Origin of the sequence: Brevundimonas sp., assembly GCF_032017145.1 — a bacterium.
Lineage (GTDB): Bacteria > Pseudomonadota > Alphaproteobacteria > Caulobacterales > Caulobacteraceae > Brevundimonas.
In genome coordinates this window covers 40,955-60,676 of the sequence record NZ_DALZQC010000006.1, presented here as the reverse complement: position 1 = coordinate 60,676, position 19,722 = coordinate 40,955, and the positions used below count along the sequence as shown (strand labels likewise).

Here is a 19,722-nt window from a genome sequence, read left to right as displayed (position 1 = left end):
CACCTTGCGCCCGGCCGGCGCCGGCGCGCGGCTGTCCAGAACCGCCTCCAGGGCCGTACGCAGTTCGGCGATCCGCTGTTCGGACGTCAGTTTGCGGCCCTTGCGATCCACCACATAGAAGCTGTCCACCGCCCGCTCGCCATAGCTGGCGACATGGGCCGAGCGGATGCTGAGACCCTCGTCGTTGAACACCCGCGACAGATCGGCCAGGAGGCCCGGCCGGTCGGCGCACGACACCTCGACCACGGTGGCGAGTTCGCTGGCGTGGTGGTCCACCGTGACCACGGGACGAACCTCGAAGGCGGCCTTTCGGGCGTTGCCGGCCGGCTGGGGCGGCTGGCCGATCCGACCCTCCCCGCGCGCGGCCTTCTCCAGCGCCTCGACCAGGGTCTTCACTCGGCGCGGCTCGGCCTGGCCATAGGGCAGGCCCGCCCCGTCCTGAACCCGGAAGACGTCCAGGACCACCCCGTCCTCGGTCGCCACGCGCGCGTCGGTGACGTCGGCGCCCAGGGCGGCCATGGTCTGGGCCAGGTCGGCGAACAGGCCGGGCCGGTCGGCGGCGGCGATGGAGATTTCGGTGGCCTGGACCGGCAGTCCCTCGACCGGCGAGACTGGCGCGGCCTCGGCCGCCGCCCCGGTCCGGCGCGCGCGTTCGACCAGGGCCGGATGGACCGACAGCGGATCCTCGCGCGCCACATCCTCGCCCCGGAACAGGGCGGCGACCTGATTGTAGAGGGTGCGCATCAGCTGACCCTTCCAGCCGTTCCACACCCCCGGCCCCACCGCCCGGATGTCGGCGACGGTCAGGACCAGCAGCATCCGCAGCCGCTCGGGATCGCCGACCAGTTCGGCGAAGGCGCGGATGGTGGCGGGATCGCTGAGGTCGCGCTTCTGGGCGTAGTCGCTGAGCGCCAGATGGCTGCGCACCAGCCAGACGACCAGTTCGATCCGGCGGGGATCGACGCCCAGCCGTTCGCAGGCCCTGCGCGCGGCGATGGCGCCGTCCTCCAACTGCCCGCGCTCGCCGCCCTTGCCCACATCGTGCAGCAGCATGCCCAGCATCAGGGCTTCCATGTCCGAGATCAGATGCACGATCTCGCTGGCCATCGGGTGGTCGGTCTTCAGCTTGCCGCGCGCGATGTCGTTGATGACGCCTATGGCCTGAAGCGTATGCTCGTCCACCGTATAGGCGTGGTACATGTTGAACTGGGTCTGGCCGACGATCCGACCCCATTCGGGCAGGAACCGGCCTAGCAGTCCCGTCTCGTTCATGATGGTCAGCACGCGATAGGGCCGCTGCCCGTGCGCCAGCACGTCCAGGAAAGCGCGCGACGCCGCCGGATCGCGCCGCAGCCGGGGCGTCACCAGCGACAGCGACCGTGTGACCGCCGAAAAGGCGTCCGGGTGCAGATCCAGGTCCTGCTTGTCGGCGGCTGTGAACAGGGTCAGCAGCTTGACCGGATCGGCGGCGAACACCTCCGGCCCCTCTACCGACAGTCGCCCCTGGTCGATCCAGAAGCCGTCGATCTCCAGCTTGCGACGCGCCGGCCGGAACGGCGTCATCAGGCGCGACAACCCTTGCGCCGTCTTCTGGTGCCGCGCCTCCAGCTTGGCGGACATGGCGCGGGTCAGGGCGCCGACGTCGCGCGCCACCAGGAAATAGCGGCGCATGAACCGCTCCACCGCCGGCTCGTCGCCGCGCCCGCGCCAGCCCATGCGCCGCGCGACCTCGGGCTGCATGTCGAAGGTCAGCTTTTCCTCGGCCCGTCCGGCGATCAGGTGCAGGTGAATGCGGACGCGCCACAGGAAGTCGAAGGCCTCGTCCGAGGTGCGGCGTTCGCGCGGGGTGAACAACTCGTCCATCACCGTCGCGCCCAACCGGCTTTCGGGGGCCAGGGACCGGGCGATCCAGTACAGGGTGTTCAGGTCGCGCAGCCCCCCCTTGCCGTCCTTGACGTTGGGTTCGACCTTGTAGCGGGTGGAGCCGGCCTTCTCGTGGCGAACGGCCCGCTCTTCCAGCTTGGCGGCGATGAAGGGGCGCGGGTCGGACTTGGACACCATGTCGCGAAACCGGCCGATCATCAGCTCGGCCAGACGCTGATCGCCCGCCAGGGGCCGCGCCTCCAACAGAGTGGTCCGCACCGTCATATCGGTGCGCGACAGCGACAGACATTCCTCTACCGAGCGCACCGACGGCCCGACCTTCACCCCCAGATCCCACAGGACATAGAGGACGAATTCGATCACGCTCTCGCCGCGCGGCGTGGCCTTGGCCGGGCGCAGGAACAACAGGTCCAGGTCCGAAAAGGGCGCCAGCACGCCCCGGCCGTAACCCCCCACCGCCACCAGCGACAGCCGCTCGCTCTCGACCGCCGAGACCGGGAACAGGGTTTGCGTCGCCACCCGCCACAGGGCCGCCAGCATCTCGTCGGCGGCGGCGGCGTACAGGCGGGCGACCTCGCGCCCCTTCAGTCCGGCGTCCAGCTTGCGCTCGGCGCGGGCGCGGGCGGCGTCATAGGCCTCGCGCAGAACGAAAGAGACCGCCGCGCGCGGATCCTGCGCGGCGGCGGCCTCGTCTAGTCGGTCGTCCAGGCTGGGCGAAGCGGGGGTCATGTCGCCGATATAGGCTGCAAACCCCTGCCGCGTCAGTCGGCGATTATTCCGGGCGAACGCGCTTCTTGCGGAACGAGGGGTTCAGGATCTGTTTGCGCAGGCGGATCGACTTGGGCGTCACCTCGACCAGTTCGTCGTCGTCGATATAGGCGATGGCCTGTTCCAGCGACATCTGGCGCGGCGGGGTCAGGCGAACGGCCTCGTCCTTGCCGGCGGCGCGGACATTGGTGAGTTGCTTGCCCTTGATCGGGTTGACGTCCAGGTCGTCCCAGCGCGCGTTCTCGCCGATGATCATGCCCTGGTAGGTCTTTTCACCCGCGCCGACGAACATGACGCCGCGATCTTCCAGGTTCCACAGGGCGAAGGCCGCCGTTTCACCGTCCGAGTTCGAGATCAGCACGCCCTTCAGACGACCGGCGATGGCGCCCTTGTGCGGCTCATAGTGGCTGAACACGCGGTTCAGCACGCCCGAACCGCGCGTGTCGGTCAGGAACTCGCCCTGATAGCCGATCAGCGAACGCGACGGCGCTTTCAGCTGGATGCGGGTCTTGCCGGCGCCCGACGGGCCCATGTCGGTCATTTCGGCCTTACGGGCCGACAACTTCTCGATGACGATGCCCGAGAATTCGTCGTCCACGTCGATCATGACGTCTTCGATCGGCTCCAGCTTCTCGCCGTTCTCGCCGGTCTGGAACACCACGCGCGGACGCGAGATCGAGACCTCGAAGCCCTCGCGACGCATGTTCTCGATCAGGACGCCCAGCTGCAGTTCGCCGCGGCCCGCGACCTCATAGGCGTCGCCGCCTTCGGTCGTGGTGACGCGGATGGCGACATTGGCCTCGGCCTCTTTCAGCAGGCGGTCGCGGATGACGCGCGACTGGACCTTGTCGCCTTCGCGGCCGGCCAGGGGGCTGTCGTTGACCGAGACGGTCATGGAGATGGTCGGCGGGTCGATCGGCTGGGCGTCCAGCGGCTCGGTCACTTCCATGGCGCACAGGGTGTCGGCCACGGTCGCCTTGGACATGCCGGCGATGGCGACGATGTCGCCCGCTTCCGAACCCTCGTCCAGCGGCTGGCGCTTCAGGCCGCGGAAGGCCAGGACCTTGGTGATGCGGCCGCGCTCGATCTCCTTGCCGTCGCGATCCAGGGCGTGGATGGCCATGCCCGGAACGGCCTTGCCGCTCTCGATGCGGCCGGTCAGCAGACGGCCCAGGAAGGGATCGCTTTCGATCAGCACATCCAGCATGCGGAACGGCTTGTCCTTGTTGGCCTGGACGGCGGGCGGCGGCACGTGGTCGACGATCAGGTCGAACAGCGGGGCCAGGTTGTCGTTGGGCTGGTTCAGGTCCAGCGTCGCCCAGCCGTTGCGGCCCGAGGCGTAGATGTGGGGGAAGTCCAGCTGTTCGTCCGTCGCGCCGATGGCGGCGAACAGGTCGAAGGTCTCGTTGTGGACCCGGTCCGGGTCGGCGTGGGCGCGGTCGACCTTGTTGATGCACAGGATCGGACGCAGGCCCATCTTCAGCGCCTTGGTCAGCACGAACTTGGTCTGGGGCATGACACCCTCTTCGGCGTCCACCAGGATGACGCAGCCGTCCACCATGCCCAGGATCCGCTCGACCTCGCCGCCGAAGTCGGCGTGGCCCGGGGTGTCGATGATGTTGATGCGCGTCTCGCCGGCCTTGCCGTTCCAGAGCACCGAGGTGCACTTGGCCAGGATGGTGATGCCGCGTTCCTTCTCCTGATCGTTGGAGTCCATGGCGCGCTCGGTCGTCGCCTCATTGGCTCGGAACACGCCCGACTGGGCGAGCAGTTGGTCGACCAGGGTCGTTTTGCCGTGGTCGACGTGGGCGATGATGGCGACGTTGCGCAGGTTCATGAAGGGCTCGGCCGGACTGTGTTCGGTCGCGGAGGATCCGCGCCGCTGCAAGGGATGCAGGCATTGGGGGGAGAAAGTTTCGCGCGCCTCTTACAGGCAAGAGCGGTGAAACGCCAGAGCGGGCGTTCGCGGCGTCGATTTCCAAGCTTACCGATATTTCATCCGCCTGGCCGCATCCGACGCTGTCGGACGGCGCCTCCTTGCACCAACGGACCCGAAGCCGGGTCGTGCCGATGCAGGAGATGACGACGATGAACGCGATACTGGGACTGATGCTGGCCGGCGCCCTGCTGGGCGGGCCCGCGCCGGACATGCGGGTCGAGGCGCAGGGGCTGAACATGGCTCGGGCGGGCGATCCGATGATCCTGGCGGGCCGTATCCGGGCCGCCAGCCGCGACTGGTGCGCCGCGCACCGCGCCTTCCTGACCCCGGATTCCGTGGGCGACCTGCGCGTCTGCGAACGGGAAATGCGCCGCCGGGCCTCCAACGCCATACCATGGTCCCAACGCCTGGCCTTCGTGCGCGCCGGCGGACAGACGGCGCTAAACCGGCCCTAAAGCGGCCTGAGCATATAGCGGGCGTCCGAACCATAGCTGGCCAGCTTGGCCGCCATGGCTTCGGCGGGCTGTTCGGCGAACCCATGCCGGGACCAGAAGCCCACGGCGTCGTTGACCGCCACCAGGGCGATCATGGGCCAGCCGTCCTCTGTCGCCTGTTCGGCCAGGCGTTCGACGATGGCGCCGGTGACGCCCCCGCCCCGCGCCTCGGGGTGCAGGGCCAGGTCATGCAGATAGATCAGCGTCGGATCGGCCGGCAGGCCCTCGATCACCGTATTCAGCGGCGGGGCGCTCTCGGCCTTCCACGGATAGGCGATCAGATAGCCGCGCGCCGGTCCGTCCGCGTCCGCCAGCACGAAACATCCGCGCGGATAAAGCGCCAGACGGTTCTCGAAACAGGCCCGATCCTCGAAATGATCGGGAAACGACAGCCGCGCCACCGCCGTCACCGCCTCGATGTCGTCGGGCCGCATGGGCCGCCAGCTCAGCCCGCCGTCGGTGCGGGGCAGCGCGCGTTCAACTCCGCCTTGTGGAAGCGCCATCGAATGATCCTTTCCTGCCCGTCCATCACGCCTTCGATACGAGCGTTCAGGGTCTCGCCGTCTCGTTCATAAACGAGGCGCTTGGGAAAGTCGTCGTCGGCGGCCTGTTCGAAAACGACGCGGCTGGGACCGGAGGCGACGACGGGAAAGATCGTGACCGGCAGGCCCTCGGGCTGGGCGAAATAGGCATAGGGCGCGTCGGGCCCCGGCGCGGTCGGGGCGATACGCGACTGCTCATAGCCGATGCGGCCGTCTCTCAGCGTGACATTCACCCCCAGCATCAGCGACAGGCGTGGCTCGGTCCAGACCTCTGAGACTTCCCGACCGGGTTCGCAAAGTCGCCAGGCGCCGGACATCCAGCCCAGGTCGGGGCGCAACTCCGCCTGCAGGGCGGCGGTCATCATCAGAACAGTCAGCATATCGTGTCTCCCTCCATAAGGCGGGCGAGATTAGCTTTGCCGGCGCGCCAAGGCTTGTAGGTTTGCGACGTCCGATCTGTCCTGGGACGCGATGGCGCGCGCCAGTTCGTGCTGTTCGCGCGCCCATTCGGTGGCGGTGCAGCCCAGAAAGCGGCGGAAGTCCCGCGCCATTTGCGGCTGATCGAAATAGCCGGCTCCCAGGCCCGCCGCCAACCAGCTTTCGACCGCCGCCTGGGGGCGGGCGGCATGGTCGAACACGCGGCGAAATCGGAAGATCGACCGCAACAGACGCGGCGGCACGCCGACCCTGTCGGCGAAACGCCGTTGCAGCGCCCGTCGTTCGTGCGCGTCCCGAACGGGTGTTCGCCGTTCCGCCTCTTGCGCCTCCACCTCGGCGCGGACGGCGCGATCCAGGCCCCAGTCGGCCCGGCGTCTTTCGTGTTCCAACCAGGCGACGAAGGCCGAAGCCTGACCTTCCGGGTCGCCGGATGGTGGACTGAAACCGGCCAGACGCCCGATCATGTCCAAACGCCGATCGGTCGCTTCGGTCAGCGAATGGCCCAGGAAGTCTCTTGCGCCGTCCGGCTCGAACCTCACGGCGACCATTTCCGTGGGTCCGGTCGACCGCATCACCAGCGGTCGGGTCAACTGTCCCGCAAACAGCGCCGACGGTTGAAGACGGAACACACCGTCGTCGCCTTGTTCCTCGTACGGGGCGCCGAGATCGAATCCCAGCTCGGGGCAACCGTCCGGCACGACGCGCTGGATCGTCGTCGAAGGGTGCGCGGCCCGATAGGTCCAGATGACGCGCACGAAGGGCCGCAGGGCCTGGGGCGGCGCGAACTCCCTGTAGTCATCCTCCCCCAAGGGCAAATCAGTTCGCCTTGGATGGATCGGGCGGGGCGTCGGGCAGGGCCGAGACGGGGACGCCGTCGTCCTGCAGCTTCCTGACATCGGCGGGCGTGGCCTCGCCGTAGATTTCGCGCTTCTCGGAGCGGCCTTCGTGGATGTCGCGCGCCTCGCGGGCGAAGGCGTCGCCGACATAGTCGAAGTTGGCCTCGACATGGGCGCGAACCTCGCGCGCCGCCTCCATCATCATGGTCTGCATCTTGCGCATGGCCTCGGGCGCCGTCGGGTCCGGCGTGGCGTCGGCGCGCTTCGTCCCGCTGATCGACGGCGCCATGACCGCCTTCTCGACCCCGCGCGAGCCGCAGAACGGGCATTCGATCAGGCCGCGCGCCGCCTGATCGTCATAGTCGGAAGACGAGCCGAACCAGGCCTCGAACCCGTGGTCGTGGTCGCATTTCAGGGCGTATCGGATCATGGACGGATCAGGCGGGCGGCAGGAAGTCGCGGTCGTGGGTCAGGGCGGGCACGGCGCGACGGGCGCGCGCCACCGCCTCCATGTCCAGTTTCGCCCGCAGGATGCAAGGGTCGTCGTGGTCGGCCCTGGCGATCACCTCGCCCCAGGGACCGACGACGGTGGAACGGCCCCAGGTGCGCCGGCCGTCCTCGTGCAGCCCGCCCTGGGCGGGCGCCAGAACGAATGCGCCGGTCTCGATGGCGCGGGCGCGCAACAGCGTCTCCCAATGCGCCTCGCCGGTCGGGGCGGTGAAGGCGGCCGGGACCGCGATCATCGACGCGCCCGCCCTGGCCAGCTGGCGATGCAGACGGGGGAAGCGGATGTCGTAGCAGATGGTCAGGCCCAGCCGGCCCCAGGGCGTATCCGCGACCGCCGCCGCGTCGCCGGGCCGCACGGCGGCGCTTTCGCGATACCGTTCGCCGTTCGGCAGATCGACGTCGAAGACGTGCAGCTTGTCATAGCGCGCGGTGATCGCCCCAGATGGATCGATCAGCAAGGACCGATTGGCTGCCCGCGCATCCCCGACATGGCCAGACCGCACGATGGCCGAGCCGATCAGCAGCCAGACGCCCAGTTCCGCCGCCAGACGACGCAGGCCCAGAACCGCCACATCCTGATCCTCGTCGGCTATGGCGGCGTCGCGCCGATCGCGGCGCTGCTCCAGCAGATTGGTCCCTTCGGGCGTCAGGACGAAGCGCGCCCCGCCCAACGCCGCCTCGCGGATCAGGGGTTCGACATGGGCCAGCCCCCCCGCCGCCGTCGCCGGGGTGCGGGTCTGGATCAGGGCGATGTCGACACCCCCGCTCACGACGTCAGGCGGCCAGCATGGCGTCAAGCTTGCCTTCGCGGTCCAGCGCGTGGATGTCGTCGGACCCGCCGACGTGCCGGCCGTCGATGAAGATCTGCGGGAAGGTCATGCGGCCGCCGGACTTCTCGACCATCTCGGCCTTCTTGGCGGGATCGTTGGAGGCGACGATCTCGGTGTAGTCCGCGCCCTTCTTCTTCAGCAGCGACATGGCGCTGAAGCAATAGGGGCAACCGGGCTTGGTGTAGATGACGACGTCGGCCAAAATCTAGATCTCCAGAACTGAGGGCAAGGCGAGCCTTGGGGCCTACATAACGATTTCGCGGGCGTTTCGCACCCGGGCGACGACCGCCAGGTCCACGGCCCGCGCCCCGGCGTCCAGCAGGGCGCGCGCGCAGGCCTCGGCGGTGGCGCCCGTGGTCAACACATCGTCGATCAGAAGGATGCGTCGCCCCCGGACGCGCCGCCGTCCCGCCTCGGTCACGACGAAGGCCGTCTTCACGTTCAACCGCCGCCCGCGCCGGCTCTTGCCGCCCTGGCTGGCGGTGTGGACCGTTCGGACCAGGGCGTCGGGCAAATAGTCGCGCCCCGCGCTGCGAGCCAGGGGCCGGGCGATCTCGGCCGCCTGATTGAACCGCCGCGACAGCAGTCGGAGCCGGTGCAGCGGCACCGGGACGACGGCGTCCGCCGCCTCGACCAGTTCGGCCGACGCCCGGCCGATCCAGCGGGCGAACAACGGCGCGAACTGCTGCTGGTCGCCGTGCTTGTAGCGCAGGATCAGACCGCGCGACGCCTCGTCGTACAGACACGCCGCCCGCGCCCGCTCGAACGCATAGGGCTGGGCGATGCAGGCCGCGCAACGGGCCTCGGCGAAGGCGCCGCCGTCATAGTCGAATGCAGCCCCGCAGCCGTCGCAGACCGGCGCCTCCAGAAACCTGATCCGGCTCCAGGCATCGGGCGTCAGGCCGGCGGCGGCCGTCGCTTCGCGGCTGTCGTGGGCCATCGGCGGCAGGATCAGATCGGCCAGAGCCCGACCCCAACCGGCCCCCTCCGTCCGCAACCGTCGTCCCGCCCCTTCCCAGGCGCGCCGCCAGCCCCCATCCTGCAACGTCATGACCGTCCCCCCCGTCCCTTCCGAAGGCCCGCCGCGCATCTTCGACACCGTCCGCCGCCAGGCCCGCCTGGCGCGCTCGATCGGCCGCTTCGACCAGGCCGACTTCCTGCATGTCCGCGCCGCCGAGAACGCCGCCGAGAGCTTGGAGGCGATACTGCGCGATTTTCCCGTCGCGGTCGATCTGTCCGCCCATCCTGGCGTGTTCGACCGGGCGGTGCGCGCCAGCGACGCGGCCGGAAGGGTCGGCCCCGTCGTTGCGCCTCTGCACCTCGCGCAGCGGGCGGCGCCGGGCGCCCAGGCCCTGCCTCTGGACGCAGACTCGACCGATCTGATCGTCTCCCTCCTGACCCTGCACTGGGCCAACGACCTGCCCGGCGCCCTGGCCCAGATCAGGCGCGGCTTGAAGCCCGACGGCCTGTTCATCGGCACGCTTTTCGGGGCGGGCACGCTGAAGGAGTTGCGCGGCGTCCTGACCGATGCGGAACTGGCCGAGCGTGGCGGCGCCCAGGCGCGGGTCTCGCCCTTCGCCGACGGCTATGACGGGGCGGCCCTGCTGCAGCGGGCCGGTTTCGCCCTGCCCGTCTCCGACGTGGACCGGTTCACGGTCCGCTACCGCGACCCTTTCGCCCTGATCCGCGACCTGCGCGCCATGGGCGAGACCAATGTATTGCAGGGGGCGCTGCGGCCGCTGAACCGTCGCATCGTCGCCCGGGCGGCGGCCCTCTACGCTGAACGCCACGGCCTGGAGGACGGCCGTATTCCCGCGACGTTCGAGATCATCCACCTGGCCGGCTGGAAACCGCACGAAAGCCAGCAACAGCCCTTGCCGCGCGGCTCGGCCAAGACGCGGCTCGCCGATGCGCTGGGTGTTCGGGAAATGACGGGCGAGGAGCCGACCTAGGCTCGATATCCATCTTGTTTGGACAGCCTTCCCAAATCGTCATTCCGGGGCGTTTGAAGGACGTCATCAGGCTGGATAGCGATTGAACCTAACCGCTGAATGCGGCGCTCAACTTGGTGAAGGTTACAGCCAGGAAGCCGTTGTCGATGTTGGCTATCAGCCCGATCGAACCCATCAAGGCCACGAAGATCAGCCCGCAGATCAGGCCGTATTCGATGGCCGTGGCGCCGCTGTCGTCGCGCAGGAACCGGCCGATAAGACGTCGCATGGCCGGCCTCCCTTGGTCGGCGGTGGTTACAGCAGGTCGCGCAGCCAGGCGACCAAAGGCTCGTCCGCCGGCGGCATGGGATAGTCCGAAAGCGTGTTCGGCTTCACCCAGGCCAGGCCGGCGTGTTCACGCGCGGTGACCACGCCGGCCCACCGTCGGCACAGATACAATGGCATCAACAGGTGAAACGAATCGTAAGCGTGACTGGCGAAAACGAACGGGGACAGACAGTTCTCGCTGACGTCGATTCCCAGCTCTTCCTTCAACTCGCGGATCAACGCCTGTTCGGGCCGCTCGCCCGGCTCGACCTTGCCGCCCGGAAACTCCCATAGGCCGGCCAGTTTCTTGCCTTCGGGCCGTTTGGCGATCAGCACCCGCCCATCGACGTCGATCAGGGCGACGGCGACGACCAGGACGGTAGGGAGAGGTTCGGCGCTCACCCGGCTTTCCGCAGCCATTGATTGGACCGTTCGTCCATGTCCAAGGCGCGGGCGACGGCGACCAGAACCTCCGCGTCTCCGTTCGCGCGTCGCTCAACCACCACTTCGTCCCCCGGACCGAACGCCCATTGCTCGTCCTGCGGAGCGGGCTCGTCGCTGAGGTGGAAGACATGGTCGCTGACGGCCCTGGCCTTCACCGGCCGCCAGACATCGACCACCTCGTCCACGATGCGCACATGGACTTCCGCCCAGTCAGTAGATGAAGCCGTCGCCGCCGACATGGATGATCTCTCCAGACTCGTCCTCGATGACCACCGAGCGGCCCGTCAAGGGATGAATATAGCGCGTCGCAGGCCGATCTGTCTCACGGTTCACCGTGGGGATGCGTTCGCCCTTCGACACGGCCTCGGCGATCTGATCGTCGGTCCAGCCGCGGCCGACTATCTGACGCCGAAGCTTTTCCGGCCTCTTGACCATCAGCTGCGATAATCGCCGTTGATCTCGATGTAGCCTTTGGTCAGGTCGCAGGTCCAAACCGTCGCCGACGCCCGACCCGACCCCACGTCGACGGTGATGTCGATCTCGGGGTTCTTCATATAGGCGGTCATCTTCGCCTCGTCATAGGTCGGGGACGGCGCGCCGTCGACGGCGGCTTCGTGCGGGCCGAACCAGATGGCCAGGTGGTCGCGGTCGACCGGCTCCTCGGTCTTGCCGACCGCCATGACCACCCGGCCCCAGTTGGCGTCCTGACCGGCGATGGCGGTCTTGACCAAGGGGCTGTCGGCGATGGACTTGGCCAGTTTCCGGGCGGAGGCGGGGCTGGCGGCGCCGTCCACCGTGACCTTGACGAACTTGGTCGCGCCCTCGCCGTCGCGCACCAGCTGGTGCGCCAGATCCAGCATCACCTTGTCCAGCGCCGCCGAGAAGCTCTTCAGGCGGCGATCCCCGACCCGGCCGATGCGCGGCGCGCCCGACGTGCCGGTGGCGAACAACAGGCAGGTGTCATTGGTCGAGGTGTCGCCGTCCACCGTCACCGAGTTGAAGGTGGTGCGGACATGCAGGCCCAGCAGCGCCTGCAGCACATTGGGGTGGATGTCGGCGTCGGTGACGATGAAGGCCAGCATGGTCGCCATGTCCGGCGCGATCATGCCCGACCCCTTGGCGATCCCGGCGATCCGGACCTTGTAGCCCTCGATCTCGGCCTCGGCGTAGGAGCCCTTGGGGAAGGTGTCGGTGGTCATGATGCCGCGGCCAGCCCTGGCCCAGGCGTCCGCGTCCAGCCCGTTCTCGATCTCGGGCAGTTTGGCGATGATCTTCTTTTCGTCCAACACCACGCCGATCACGCCGGTCGAGGCCAGCATGACGTCGCGCTGGCGGCAGCCGAAGCGTTTGGCGACCTCCGAGGCGGTGCGGCGCGCCGCATCGGCCCCGGCCTTGCCGGTGAAGGCGTTGGCGCAACCGGCGTTGACGACCAGGGCGCGCACATCCTTGCCGCCCTCGGCCGATCCCAGCTGTTTCTTGCACCAGTCCACGGGCGCCGAGCCGATCTTGTGGCGGGTGAAGACCCCAGCGCAGCTGGTTCCGCGCGCAAAGCGGAACACGACCAGATCGTCGCGCTCGTGCTTGTAGAAACCTGCGCGGGCGGTGGCGATCTCCACCCCGCCGATGGGCGGAATGGTCGGGAAGGGCACGGCCAGCGGCGAGAGCGCCAGGCCAGGCTTGCCGGCGGCGGCCGGCGCGGGCGTCGTCGGCGCAGGTTCCGATCCCGGCGTGCGCGTCGCGCGCTTCAGCGCCGTGGCGAAGGGGTCCAGCGCCTTTTCCAGCGCATGCTCGATCTTCTGGCCGGTCGTGGAGGGGGGCTTGGTCATGGTCGGGCAGCCGGTTCGGAAGGTTGGGCGGGCGCAGCGGTGGCGGGATGAGCGGGCGGCGTCGGCTGACCGGGCAGGCGGACATCGACCTTGGCCTTGCCGCGAAGCTGTTCCAACAACTGGCGCACGCCCTCATAGGTCAGATAGCGCACGATCTGCGGCCGGGCCTGCTCCAGGGTGGGCGGCGTCTCCTTGCGTCGATCCTCGACCCGCAGCACCGCCCAGCCGCCTTCGGTCTGGAACGGCCCGACCAGGGCGCCCGCCGGCTTGTCGCGCAGGGCGTCGGCATAGGCCTGGGGCATCACGTCCGGCGTCGAATAGCCCAGGTCGCCGCCCGAGAAGCGCGTCGCCTCGTCGATGGACCGCTCCATGGCCACCGCCTCGAACCCGGCGCCCTGGCCCAGGATGCCGATCACCGCGTCGGCGTCGGCCTTGGTGCGCGACAGGATCAGCCGTACGCGGATCTCCTCGGCATTCTTGGCCAGTCGCAGCTGTTCGTTATAGAGCGTCTGCACCGCCTGGTCGGATACGGCCTTGTCGACCACGCTCTCCACCAGCATGTCGCCCAGGATGCGTTCGCGCGTCGCCTCCAGCCGGCGCTGGGCCAGGGCCGAGGAATCCAGCCGTCGCCGCTGCGCCTCGCCGGCCAGCAGCTTCTGGTCGATCACCTCGTCCAGCACGCGGCGGAACAGGTCCGAGGTGATGTCCAGCGGCTCGCCCTCGCCGATCAACCCTTGCGCCACCGCCTCGCGCTTGACGTCCGAGGCCCAGATGGTCCGGTCCTGCACCGTCGCCACCGCCCGGTCGCCCGGTTCGGGCGGACGGTCGTCCCCGCCGCGCGAACAGGCCGCCGTCGCCAGGCCCGCGGCCAGAAGCACCGCCACGGCCGGGATTCTTCGCGGGGGAGAGGGTCGCCGGAATGGGTTCAAGGGGGCGCTCCGTCGAAGGCGGCCGAAAGCCCCTCGCGTTGACAGGGGTTAGGCCGGTGCTTAAGTCCGCCCTGCGCCCAAGTCGAGGGGTTTTGATCGTCTGCGCGGCCCTTCGCGCGCGCCCGGTTCCGGCGCGCCGCGGCCGTCATCGGTCCGGGCCTCTCTCGCGGCGTCCCTATCGCCGCCCTCACGGGATTTCAGAGCCGCTCAGCTCGCAGACGCTCGACCGCTACCGGACCCATCATGCTCGGCTTCGCCAAGAAATTTTTCGGCTCTTCCAACGACCGCAAGGTCAAGTCCTTCCAGGACCACGCCCAGCGCATCAATGCGCTGGAGCCCAAGTTCGCGGCCCTGTCCGACGACGAACTGCGGATGATGACCGACGCCTTCAAGGATCGTCTGGCGAACGGCGAGACCCTGGAGAAGATCCTGCCTGAAGCCTTCGCCGTGGTGCGCGAGGCCTCCAAGCGGGTGCTGGGCCAGCGTCAGTACGACGTCCAGCTGGCCGGCGGCATGATCCTGAACGAAGGCGGCATCGCCGAGATGCGGACCGGCGAGGGCAAGACCCTGGTCGCCGTGGCGCCGGTCTATCTGAACGCCCTGACCGGCAAGGGCGTGCATGTCATCACCGTCAACGACTATCTGGCGCGCCGCGACGCCGAGACGATGGGCAAGGTCTATCGCTTCCTGGGTCTGGAAGTCGGGGTCATCGTCAACGGCCTGAGCCAGGGCCAGCGCCAGCAGGCCTACAACGCCGACGTCACCTACGGCACCAACAACGAATTCGGCTTCGACTATCTGCGCGACAACCTGGTCTATGACCGGCGCGAGATGGTGCAGCGCCCGCACAACTTCGCCATCGTCGACGAGGTCGATTCCATCCTGATCGACGAGGCGCGCACGCCCCTGATCATCTCGGGCCCGACCGAGGATCGTTCGGACCTCTACAAGGTGCTGGACGGCCTGATCAAAGAGCTGATCAAGGACAAGGACACCTATGAGCTGGACGAGAAGCAGAAGCAGGTCCTGCTGACCGAACTGGGGTCCGAACGGATGGAGGAGGCGCTGGAGCAGGGCGGCCACTTCGCCGAGGACACCACCGGCCTGTATGACGCCGCGAACATCACCCTGGTCCACCACGCCAACCAGGCTCTGCGCGCCAACACCCTGTATCAGCGCGACAAGGACTATATCATCAAGGGCGGCGAGATCGTCCTGATCGACGAATTCACCGGTCGGATGATGACCGGCCGCCGCCTGTCCGAAGGTCTGCACCAGGCCATCGAGGCCAAGGAGGACGTCAAGATCCAGCCCGAGAACCAGACCCTGGCCTCGGTGACGATCCAGAACTACTTCCGCCTGTACGAAAAGCTGTCGGGCATGACCGGCACGGCCGCGACCGAGGCTCAGGAATTCGGCGACATCTACAAGATGGATGTGCTGGAGGTGCCGACCAACCGCCCGATCCAACGCAAGGACTTCGACGACGAGGTCTATCGCACCCACGCCGAAAAGAACCAGGCCATCGCCCGCCAGATCGCCGAATGCCACCTGGCCGGCCAGCCCATCCTGGTCGGCACCGTGTCCATCGAGCGTTCGGAACAGCTGTCTGAGCTGCTGAACCGTTACGAGCACAAGGTGGAGGTCTCGCGCGCCCTGAAGAAGGAATACGCGGGCAAGACCAAGGAAGCCGAGAAGATCGGCGACGCCGCCTATGACATCACCTACGAGACCCGGCTGCGCGGCATTCCGCACAGCGTCCTGAACGCGCGCCAGCACGAACAGGAGGCCTATATCGTCGCCGACGCGGGTCTGCCCGGCGCGGTGACCATCGCCACCAACATGGCCGGCCGCGGCACCGACATCCAGCTCGGGGGCAACCTCGAGATGAAGATGCAGAAGTGGATGCTGGAACAGCGCAACATGGCTGTCGAAGTGACCCACGAGATGGAGGCCGCGCAGGAAACCCAGTTCAAGGCCGACATCGCCGTTCAGAAGAAGATCGCGCTGGACGCCGGCGGCCTGTTCGTCCTGGGTACCGAACGCCACGAGAGCCGCCGTATCGACAATCAGCTGCGTGGTCGCACCGGCCGTCAGGGCGACCCCGGCGTGTCGAAATTCTACCTGTCCTGCGAGGACGATCTGCTTCGCATCTTCGCCGGCGACCGTCTGGACACGATCATGAAGACCTTCGGCGTGGCCGAGGGCGAGGCCATCACCCATCCCTGGCTGAACCGCGCCATCGAGACCGCCCAGAAGCGCGTCGAGACCCGCAACTACGACATCCGCAAGAACCTGCTGAAATACGACGACGTCGTGAACGATCAGCGCAAGGCGGTGTTCGAGCAGCGTCAGGAGTTCATGGACTCCGAGGACCTGTCTGAACTGGTCGGCGACTTCCGCCGCGACGTGGTCTCCGACCTGGTCGAACGCTACATGCCGCCCAAGGCCTATGCCGAACAGTGGGACATCGACGGCCTGGACGATAAGGTTCGCTCGACCCTGGGTCTGGAGCTGCCGCTGCACGACTGGGCCGCCGAGGAAGGCGTCTCGAACGAGGAGATCGAGGAGCGGCTGCTGGCCGCCGCCGACGCCCGCGCCGCCGAACGCCTGGAGCAGATCGGCGCGGAACAGACGCGCGGCCTGGAAAAGCAGTTCATGCTGCAGATGATCGACATGCAGTGGCGCGAGCATCTGGTCCATCTGGACCACCTGCGCGGCGTCATCGGCCTGCGCGGCTATGGCCAGCGCGACCCGCTGAACGAATACAAGACCGAAGCCTTCTCGCTGTTCGAGAACCTGCTCTACGACCTGCGCCACAACGTCACGCGCTGGCTGATGACGGTCGAGTTCCGCTTCCAGGCCCCGCCCGAACTGCCCGAGTTCCAGGAAATCCACCTGAACCCCGGCACCGGCGAGAACGAGATGGCCAATCCCTCGGCCCAGAATCCCGAAGGCACGCTGATCGGCGACGACCGGGCCAGACTGCCGATCGAGGCCCTGCCGCCCGGCTGGGAAATGACCGGCCGCAACTCGCCCTGCCCCTGCGGGTCCGGCCGCAAGTTCAAACACTGCCACGGCGCCCTGGTCTGATCGGCGCCGCTTGCCTCGCCGCGGTCTCTGGACGATCCTGATCGAAAGGAGACCGCGATGGGCAGACACGAACGGATATCGACGGATCTGCCTGCCCATATGATGGGCGAGTTGAAAGCCGCCGTCGACGCCGGCGAGTTCGCTTCGACAGGCGACGCCGTGCGGGAGGCCCTGACGCATTGGCTGGTCGCCCGCGCCACCGCGCCGATGAGCGCCGAAGAACTTGGACATCGCCTTCAGTCCGAACAGGACGGTCCGGGCGAAGACGCCGACGCGGTGTTCGACCGGCTGGAGGCCAAATACCGCGCCCTGGCTTCTGCGGACCAGCCCAAGGCATGAAGGTCGTCTTCTCGCCGGGCAGCGAGAGGGATCTGGAACAGATCGCCGACCATATCGCCAAGGACAATCCGCACCGCGCTTTGAGCTTCGTCCGCGAACTTCGCGCGGCCGCCCATGCCTTGAAGCAAGATCCCGAGAGCCGACCCCGGGCGAACTTCGATCCGCGCATCCGGCGATCCGTCCACGGCGTCTACAATCTCTATTACGCCGTCCTTCCCGGCGAACTCCGCTTCCTGGCCATCATCCATGGCTCGCGCGCGGACGACGCCCTCCTGTTCGATCTGGTCAAGCGATGAGCCATAAACCTCTCTTCTCCCGCGCCCAGTCGGCGGCGCCGGATCGGCTGCATTTCGCGGCGCACAGCCATCATCTGTGGCCCGACGCCAGTTTCGAGGCGCAACAGCAGGCGTGGCTCGACGCCAATCGGCACGCGGATCACAAATGGGACCTGGTGTTCGGCCAGGTGATCCCCGAGGCCCAGGCGCAGGTCGCCGCCGAACTGAACCTGCCCTCGCCCGACAGCGTCGTCTTCTCCTCCAACACCCACGACTTCCTGCTGCGCCTGTTCTCCGGCGTGGAGCGGTCGCCCGTGCGTATCCTGTCCACCGACGGCGAGTTCCATTCCTTCCGGCGTCAGGCGGATCGGTGGGAAGAGGTCGGGGCGGCGGTGGTGACGCGGGTGCCGCTGGCGCCCTTCGACACCTTCGCCGAGCGTTTCGTCGCCGAGGCCCAAGCCGGCGCCCATGACTGGATCGTGGTCAGTCAGGTCTTCTTCCGCACCGGCGGTCTGTTCGACCGGATCGGGGATATCGCCGCCCTGGCCCGCCCGGAAGGTCCGTGGGTTTTGATCGACGGCTACCACGGTTTCATGGCGACCCCCACCGATCTTTCGGCGGTGGCGGACCGGGTCTTCTACGTCGCGGGCGGCTATAAATACGCCATGGCGGGCGAGGGCGCCTGTTTCCTGCACGCCCCGCCCGGCTTCTGCCCCCGGCCGGTCGTCACCGGCTGGTTCGCGGAGTTCGGCGATCTGAGCGGACCGCCCGGCGGGGTCCAGTACCGCAGCGACGGCGGCCGGTTCTGGGGCGCGACCTTCGACTGTTCGGCGCTGTATCGCTTCAATGCGGCCAGACGGATGCTGAGCAATGAAGGTCTGGACACCGCCGTCGCCGCCGCCCACGCCCGCGACCTGGCCGCCCGGTTCCAGTCGGCGGTGATCGCGGGACGCGCGGGGCCGCTGTCAGGGGCTGAAATCCTCAATCCGGTCGAGGGCCCGGCGCCGCGCGCCCGGTTCCTGGCCCTGCGGCATCCCGAGGCCCCTGCCTGGTGCGCGGCCCTGAGACGGGCTGGCATCGTCACCGATGTCCGCGACGACGTCATCCGGTTTGGCTTCGGCCTTTATCAGGACGCCGACGACGTGGATCGGCTGATCGCCGCCTCGGCCGCCCTCTGATCAGTAGAAGGTTGTATCTTCCTGCTGGGTCGGCGCCGGCGCGGCGCGGGGGGACGGTCGTGACGAGGGCGACGCCTGCCGCGTCGGGGTCTGTGTCGGGTTCTGCGCCTGGGCAGGCGGCGCGACGGGGGATCCGTTCTGTGGATTGACCGGCGGAATGGCGGGCAGGTCGGGATAGGGCATGGCCGACGGCGGGCCTTCCGGCGCGATCTGGTCTTCGTCAGGCCCTGGCGCCCCGCTTGTCGGCGCGCCCAGGCGATCCGGCGCCCCCACGTCGTCGCGAATGAAGGCCCAGGCCCGGCTGTCGGCGCAGCCGCAGGCTTTCAGAAACCCGTCCCGGTCGCGCCACAGGATCAGCGGATAGCTGATCTTGACCCCGGACTCGCGCAGCAGCCGGCCCAGCTGTTCGTCGAACCGGCGCCCGGCCTCGACCACGGCCGAGCGGGCCAGATTGCCGTCCGCCTGGGGCAGGCCGGCGGCGGTCCAGCTGTTGGACGGGGTGGCCATCCAGCGTTCGTAGAGCGGCCAGTCCCGGCTCAGCCACAGTTCGGCGACCGTGGCCCGTTCGGCGGCGGTGGACCGCGACGCCCCTTCCGCATCGGGCCGGGCGAACAGGATGAAGCGCGTTTCCACCCCCGCCGCCTTCAGCTTGGGCGCCTCGTCGCGCAGATAGCGATGGCCGGCCGCGCTGTCGCGGTAGGTGACGATGTAGAGCGGCTGGCCGCCGCTGCCGTCCGACACCCAGGACGCCTCGTCCAGCAGCCTTTGCACCTCGCCGGGATTGCGGCTGATCGTGACCGGCTGGAACCGGGAATAGAAGTTCCAATAGGCCCAATAGCCCGCGCCCGCGAGCATCAGGCCGATCACGGCCGCGACGATGGACCCCATGATAAATCGACGCATATCGACCCGGTGCTCCAGCTTCACCTTTGAACGCGATCAACGCTTAACACCGAAATCCGTTGTCCGCGCGAGGGCGCGTTTCAGGACGTCGCGCGTCGAGGCCGAAATGTCGCGAAAAATCGCGCGCGTCCGCCCTTGAACGGCGAAACGGCCTTCCCATCTCCCATTTCGAAGCTGCGGGACACCCCCCCCTCCGTACCGCAGCGAAGCGAGATCGGCGCCCTCCCCTCCCCTCCAGG

Annotated in this window: 22 protein-coding genes; 6 read left to right on the top strand and 16 right to left on the bottom strand. The window is 68.2% G+C overall.

All coding sequences use genetic code 11. From position 1 onward, the window contains the following. Together glnD and typA are read right to left on the bottom strand one after the other, a co-directional pair. Positions 1-2,613, bottom strand: a 2,613-nt coding sequence (glnD, locus tag RTU05_RS02115; protein WP_312595290.1) for a [protein-PII] uridylyltransferase, incomplete at its 3' end; no start/stop codon positions are given. Between the two features lie 43 nt (positions 2,614-2,656). Beyond that, on the bottom strand, positions 2,657-4,489 hold the full coding sequence (typA, locus tag RTU05_RS02110) for a translational GTPase TypA (protein ID WP_248120647.1): 1,833 nt from the start codon (positions 4,487-4,489) through the stop codon (positions 2,657-2,659). Between the two features lie 200 nt (positions 4,490-4,689). Here typA and RTU05_RS02105 point away from each other — a divergent pair, with 200 nt between their 5' ends. Beyond that, complete coding sequence (locus tag RTU05_RS02105; RefSeq protein WP_312595288.1) at positions 4,690-5,046, top strand: hypothetical protein; 357 nt, start codon at positions 4,690-4,692, stop codon at positions 5,044-5,046. On the opposite strand, the gene RTU05_RS02100 is transcribed toward RTU05_RS02105, so the two are convergent. Genes RTU05_RS02100 through RTU05_RS02070 form a run of 7 tightly spaced genes read right to left on the bottom strand, consistent with a single transcriptional unit; the run spans position 5,043 to position 9,289 of the window. Next, a complete protein-coding gene (locus tag RTU05_RS02100; protein ID WP_312595286.1) occupies positions 5,043-5,588 on the bottom strand; it encodes a GNAT family N-acetyltransferase in 546 nt (181 codons plus the stop codon). The two genes, RTU05_RS02105 and RTU05_RS02100, sit on opposite strands and share 4 nt — an antisense overlap. Beyond that, positions 5,531-6,007 carry a DUF6265 family protein gene (locus RTU05_RS02095; RefSeq protein WP_312595284.1) on the bottom strand — a complete coding sequence of 159 codons (477 nt, stop codon included), beginning with the start codon at positions 6,005-6,007 and terminating at the stop codon, positions 5,531-5,533. Before RTU05_RS02095 ends, RTU05_RS02100 begins: the two co-directional genes overlap by 58 nt. 30 nt (positions 6,008-6,037) lie before the next feature. Beyond that, positions 6,038-6,880, bottom strand: coding sequence for a DUF6597 domain-containing transcriptional factor (locus RTU05_RS02090; protein ID WP_312595282.1), 843 nt, complete (start codon positions 6,878-6,880; stop codon positions 6,038-6,040). Position 6,881: 1 nt separating this feature from the next. Then, entirely contained in the window at positions 6,882-7,331 is a 450-nt protein-coding gene (locus RTU05_RS02085) for a DUF1178 family protein (RefSeq protein ID WP_312595280.1), read from the bottom strand. A 7-nt stretch (positions 7,332-7,338) separates the two neighbouring features. Further along, positions 7,339-8,178: a carbon-nitrogen hydrolase family protein gene (locus RTU05_RS02080; protein ID WP_312595278.1), complete on the bottom strand. Its 840-nt coding sequence runs from the start codon at positions 8,176-8,178 to the stop codon at positions 7,339-7,341. A 4-nt stretch (positions 8,179-8,182) separates the two neighbouring features. Further along, complete coding sequence (gene grxC / locus RTU05_RS02075; RefSeq protein ID WP_312595276.1) at positions 8,183-8,440, bottom strand: glutaredoxin 3; 258 nt, start codon at positions 8,438-8,440, stop codon at positions 8,183-8,185. Between the two features lie 42 nt (positions 8,441-8,482). Continuing rightward, complete coding sequence (locus RTU05_RS02070) at positions 8,483-9,289, bottom strand: ComF family protein (protein WP_312595274.1); 807 nt, start codon at positions 9,287-9,289, stop codon at positions 8,483-8,485. Between RTU05_RS02070 and RTU05_RS02065 the strand changes: the two genes are divergently transcribed. Next, complete coding sequence (locus tag RTU05_RS02065; protein WP_312595272.1) at positions 9,288-10,190, top strand: methyltransferase domain-containing protein; 903 nt, start codon at positions 9,288-9,290, stop codon at positions 10,188-10,190. The genes RTU05_RS02070 and RTU05_RS02065 overlap by 2 nt on opposite strands. An 88-nt stretch (positions 10,191-10,278) precedes the next feature. Here the strand turns inward: RTU05_RS02065 and RTU05_RS02060 are convergent, their stop codons facing one another. From RTU05_RS02060 to RTU05_RS02035, 6 genes are read right to left on the bottom strand one after another with little or no spacing between them, the layout of a single operon-like run. Further along, entirely contained in the window at positions 10,279-10,458 is a 180-nt protein-coding gene (locus RTU05_RS02060) for a Flp family type IVb pilin (RefSeq protein WP_312595270.1), read from the bottom strand. A 26-nt stretch (positions 10,459-10,484) separates the two neighbouring features. Next, complete coding sequence (locus RTU05_RS02055; protein ID WP_312595268.1) at positions 10,485-10,916, bottom strand: (deoxy)nucleoside triphosphate pyrophosphohydrolase; 432 nt, start codon at positions 10,914-10,916, stop codon at positions 10,485-10,487. Continuing rightward, positions 10,895-11,134 carry a hypothetical protein gene (locus RTU05_RS02050; protein ID WP_312595266.1) on the bottom strand — a complete coding sequence of 80 codons (240 nt, stop codon included), beginning with the start codon at positions 11,132-11,134 and terminating at the stop codon, positions 10,895-10,897. The genes RTU05_RS02055 and RTU05_RS02050 overlap by 22 nt, the downstream gene beginning before the upstream one ends. Before the next feature lie 16 nt (positions 11,135-11,150). Beyond that, on the bottom strand, positions 11,151-11,375 hold the full coding sequence (locus tag RTU05_RS02045; RefSeq protein WP_312595264.1) for a colicin E5-related ribonuclease: 225 nt from the start codon (positions 11,373-11,375) through the stop codon (positions 11,151-11,153). Then, positions 11,375-12,766: a bifunctional glutamate N-acetyltransferase/amino-acid acetyltransferase ArgJ gene (gene argJ, locus RTU05_RS02040; RefSeq protein ID WP_312595262.1), complete on the bottom strand. Its 1,392-nt coding sequence runs from the start codon at positions 12,764-12,766 to the stop codon at positions 11,375-11,377. Before argJ ends, RTU05_RS02045 begins: the two co-directional genes overlap by 1 nt. Next, entirely contained in the window at positions 12,763-13,650 is an 888-nt protein-coding gene (locus RTU05_RS02035) for a peptidylprolyl isomerase (RefSeq protein ID WP_312595261.1), read from the bottom strand. The genes argJ and RTU05_RS02035 overlap by 4 nt, the downstream gene beginning before the upstream one ends. 288 nt (positions 13,651-13,938) lie before the next feature. Here RTU05_RS02035 and secA point away from each other — a divergent pair, with 288 nt between their 5' ends. From secA to RTU05_RS02015, 4 genes are read left to right on the top strand one after another with little or no spacing between them, the layout of a single operon-like run. After that, positions 13,939-16,788: a preprotein translocase subunit SecA gene (secA, locus tag RTU05_RS02030; RefSeq protein ID WP_312595259.1), complete on the top strand. Its 2,850-nt coding sequence runs from the start codon at positions 13,939-13,941 to the stop codon at positions 16,786-16,788. Positions 16,789-16,845: 57 nt separating this feature from the next. Continuing rightward, the gene (locus RTU05_RS02025; RefSeq protein WP_312595257.1) at positions 16,846-17,127 is read left to right on the top strand and encodes a hypothetical protein; all 282 of its coding nucleotides are present in this window, start codon (positions 16,846-16,848) and stop codon (positions 17,125-17,127) included. Further along, on the top strand, positions 17,124-17,423 hold the full coding sequence (locus tag RTU05_RS02020) for a type II toxin-antitoxin system RelE/ParE family toxin (RefSeq protein ID WP_312595255.1): 300 nt from the start codon (positions 17,124-17,126) through the stop codon (positions 17,421-17,423). The genes RTU05_RS02025 and RTU05_RS02020 overlap by 4 nt, the downstream gene beginning before the upstream one ends. Beyond that, positions 17,420-18,580 (top strand): aminotransferase class V-fold PLP-dependent enzyme, encoded by a 1,161-nt coding sequence (locus RTU05_RS02015; RefSeq protein ID WP_312595253.1) that lies wholly within the window; start codon positions 17,420-17,422, stop codon positions 18,578-18,580. Before RTU05_RS02020 ends, RTU05_RS02015 begins: the two co-directional genes overlap by 4 nt. Here the strand turns inward: RTU05_RS02015 and RTU05_RS02010 are convergent, their stop codons facing one another. Then, a complete protein-coding gene (locus RTU05_RS02010; protein ID WP_312595251.1) occupies positions 18,581-19,483 on the bottom strand; it encodes a hypothetical protein in 903 nt (300 codons plus the stop codon). It lies immediately after the preceding gene. Between the last annotated feature and the right edge of the window lie 239 nt (positions 19,484-19,722).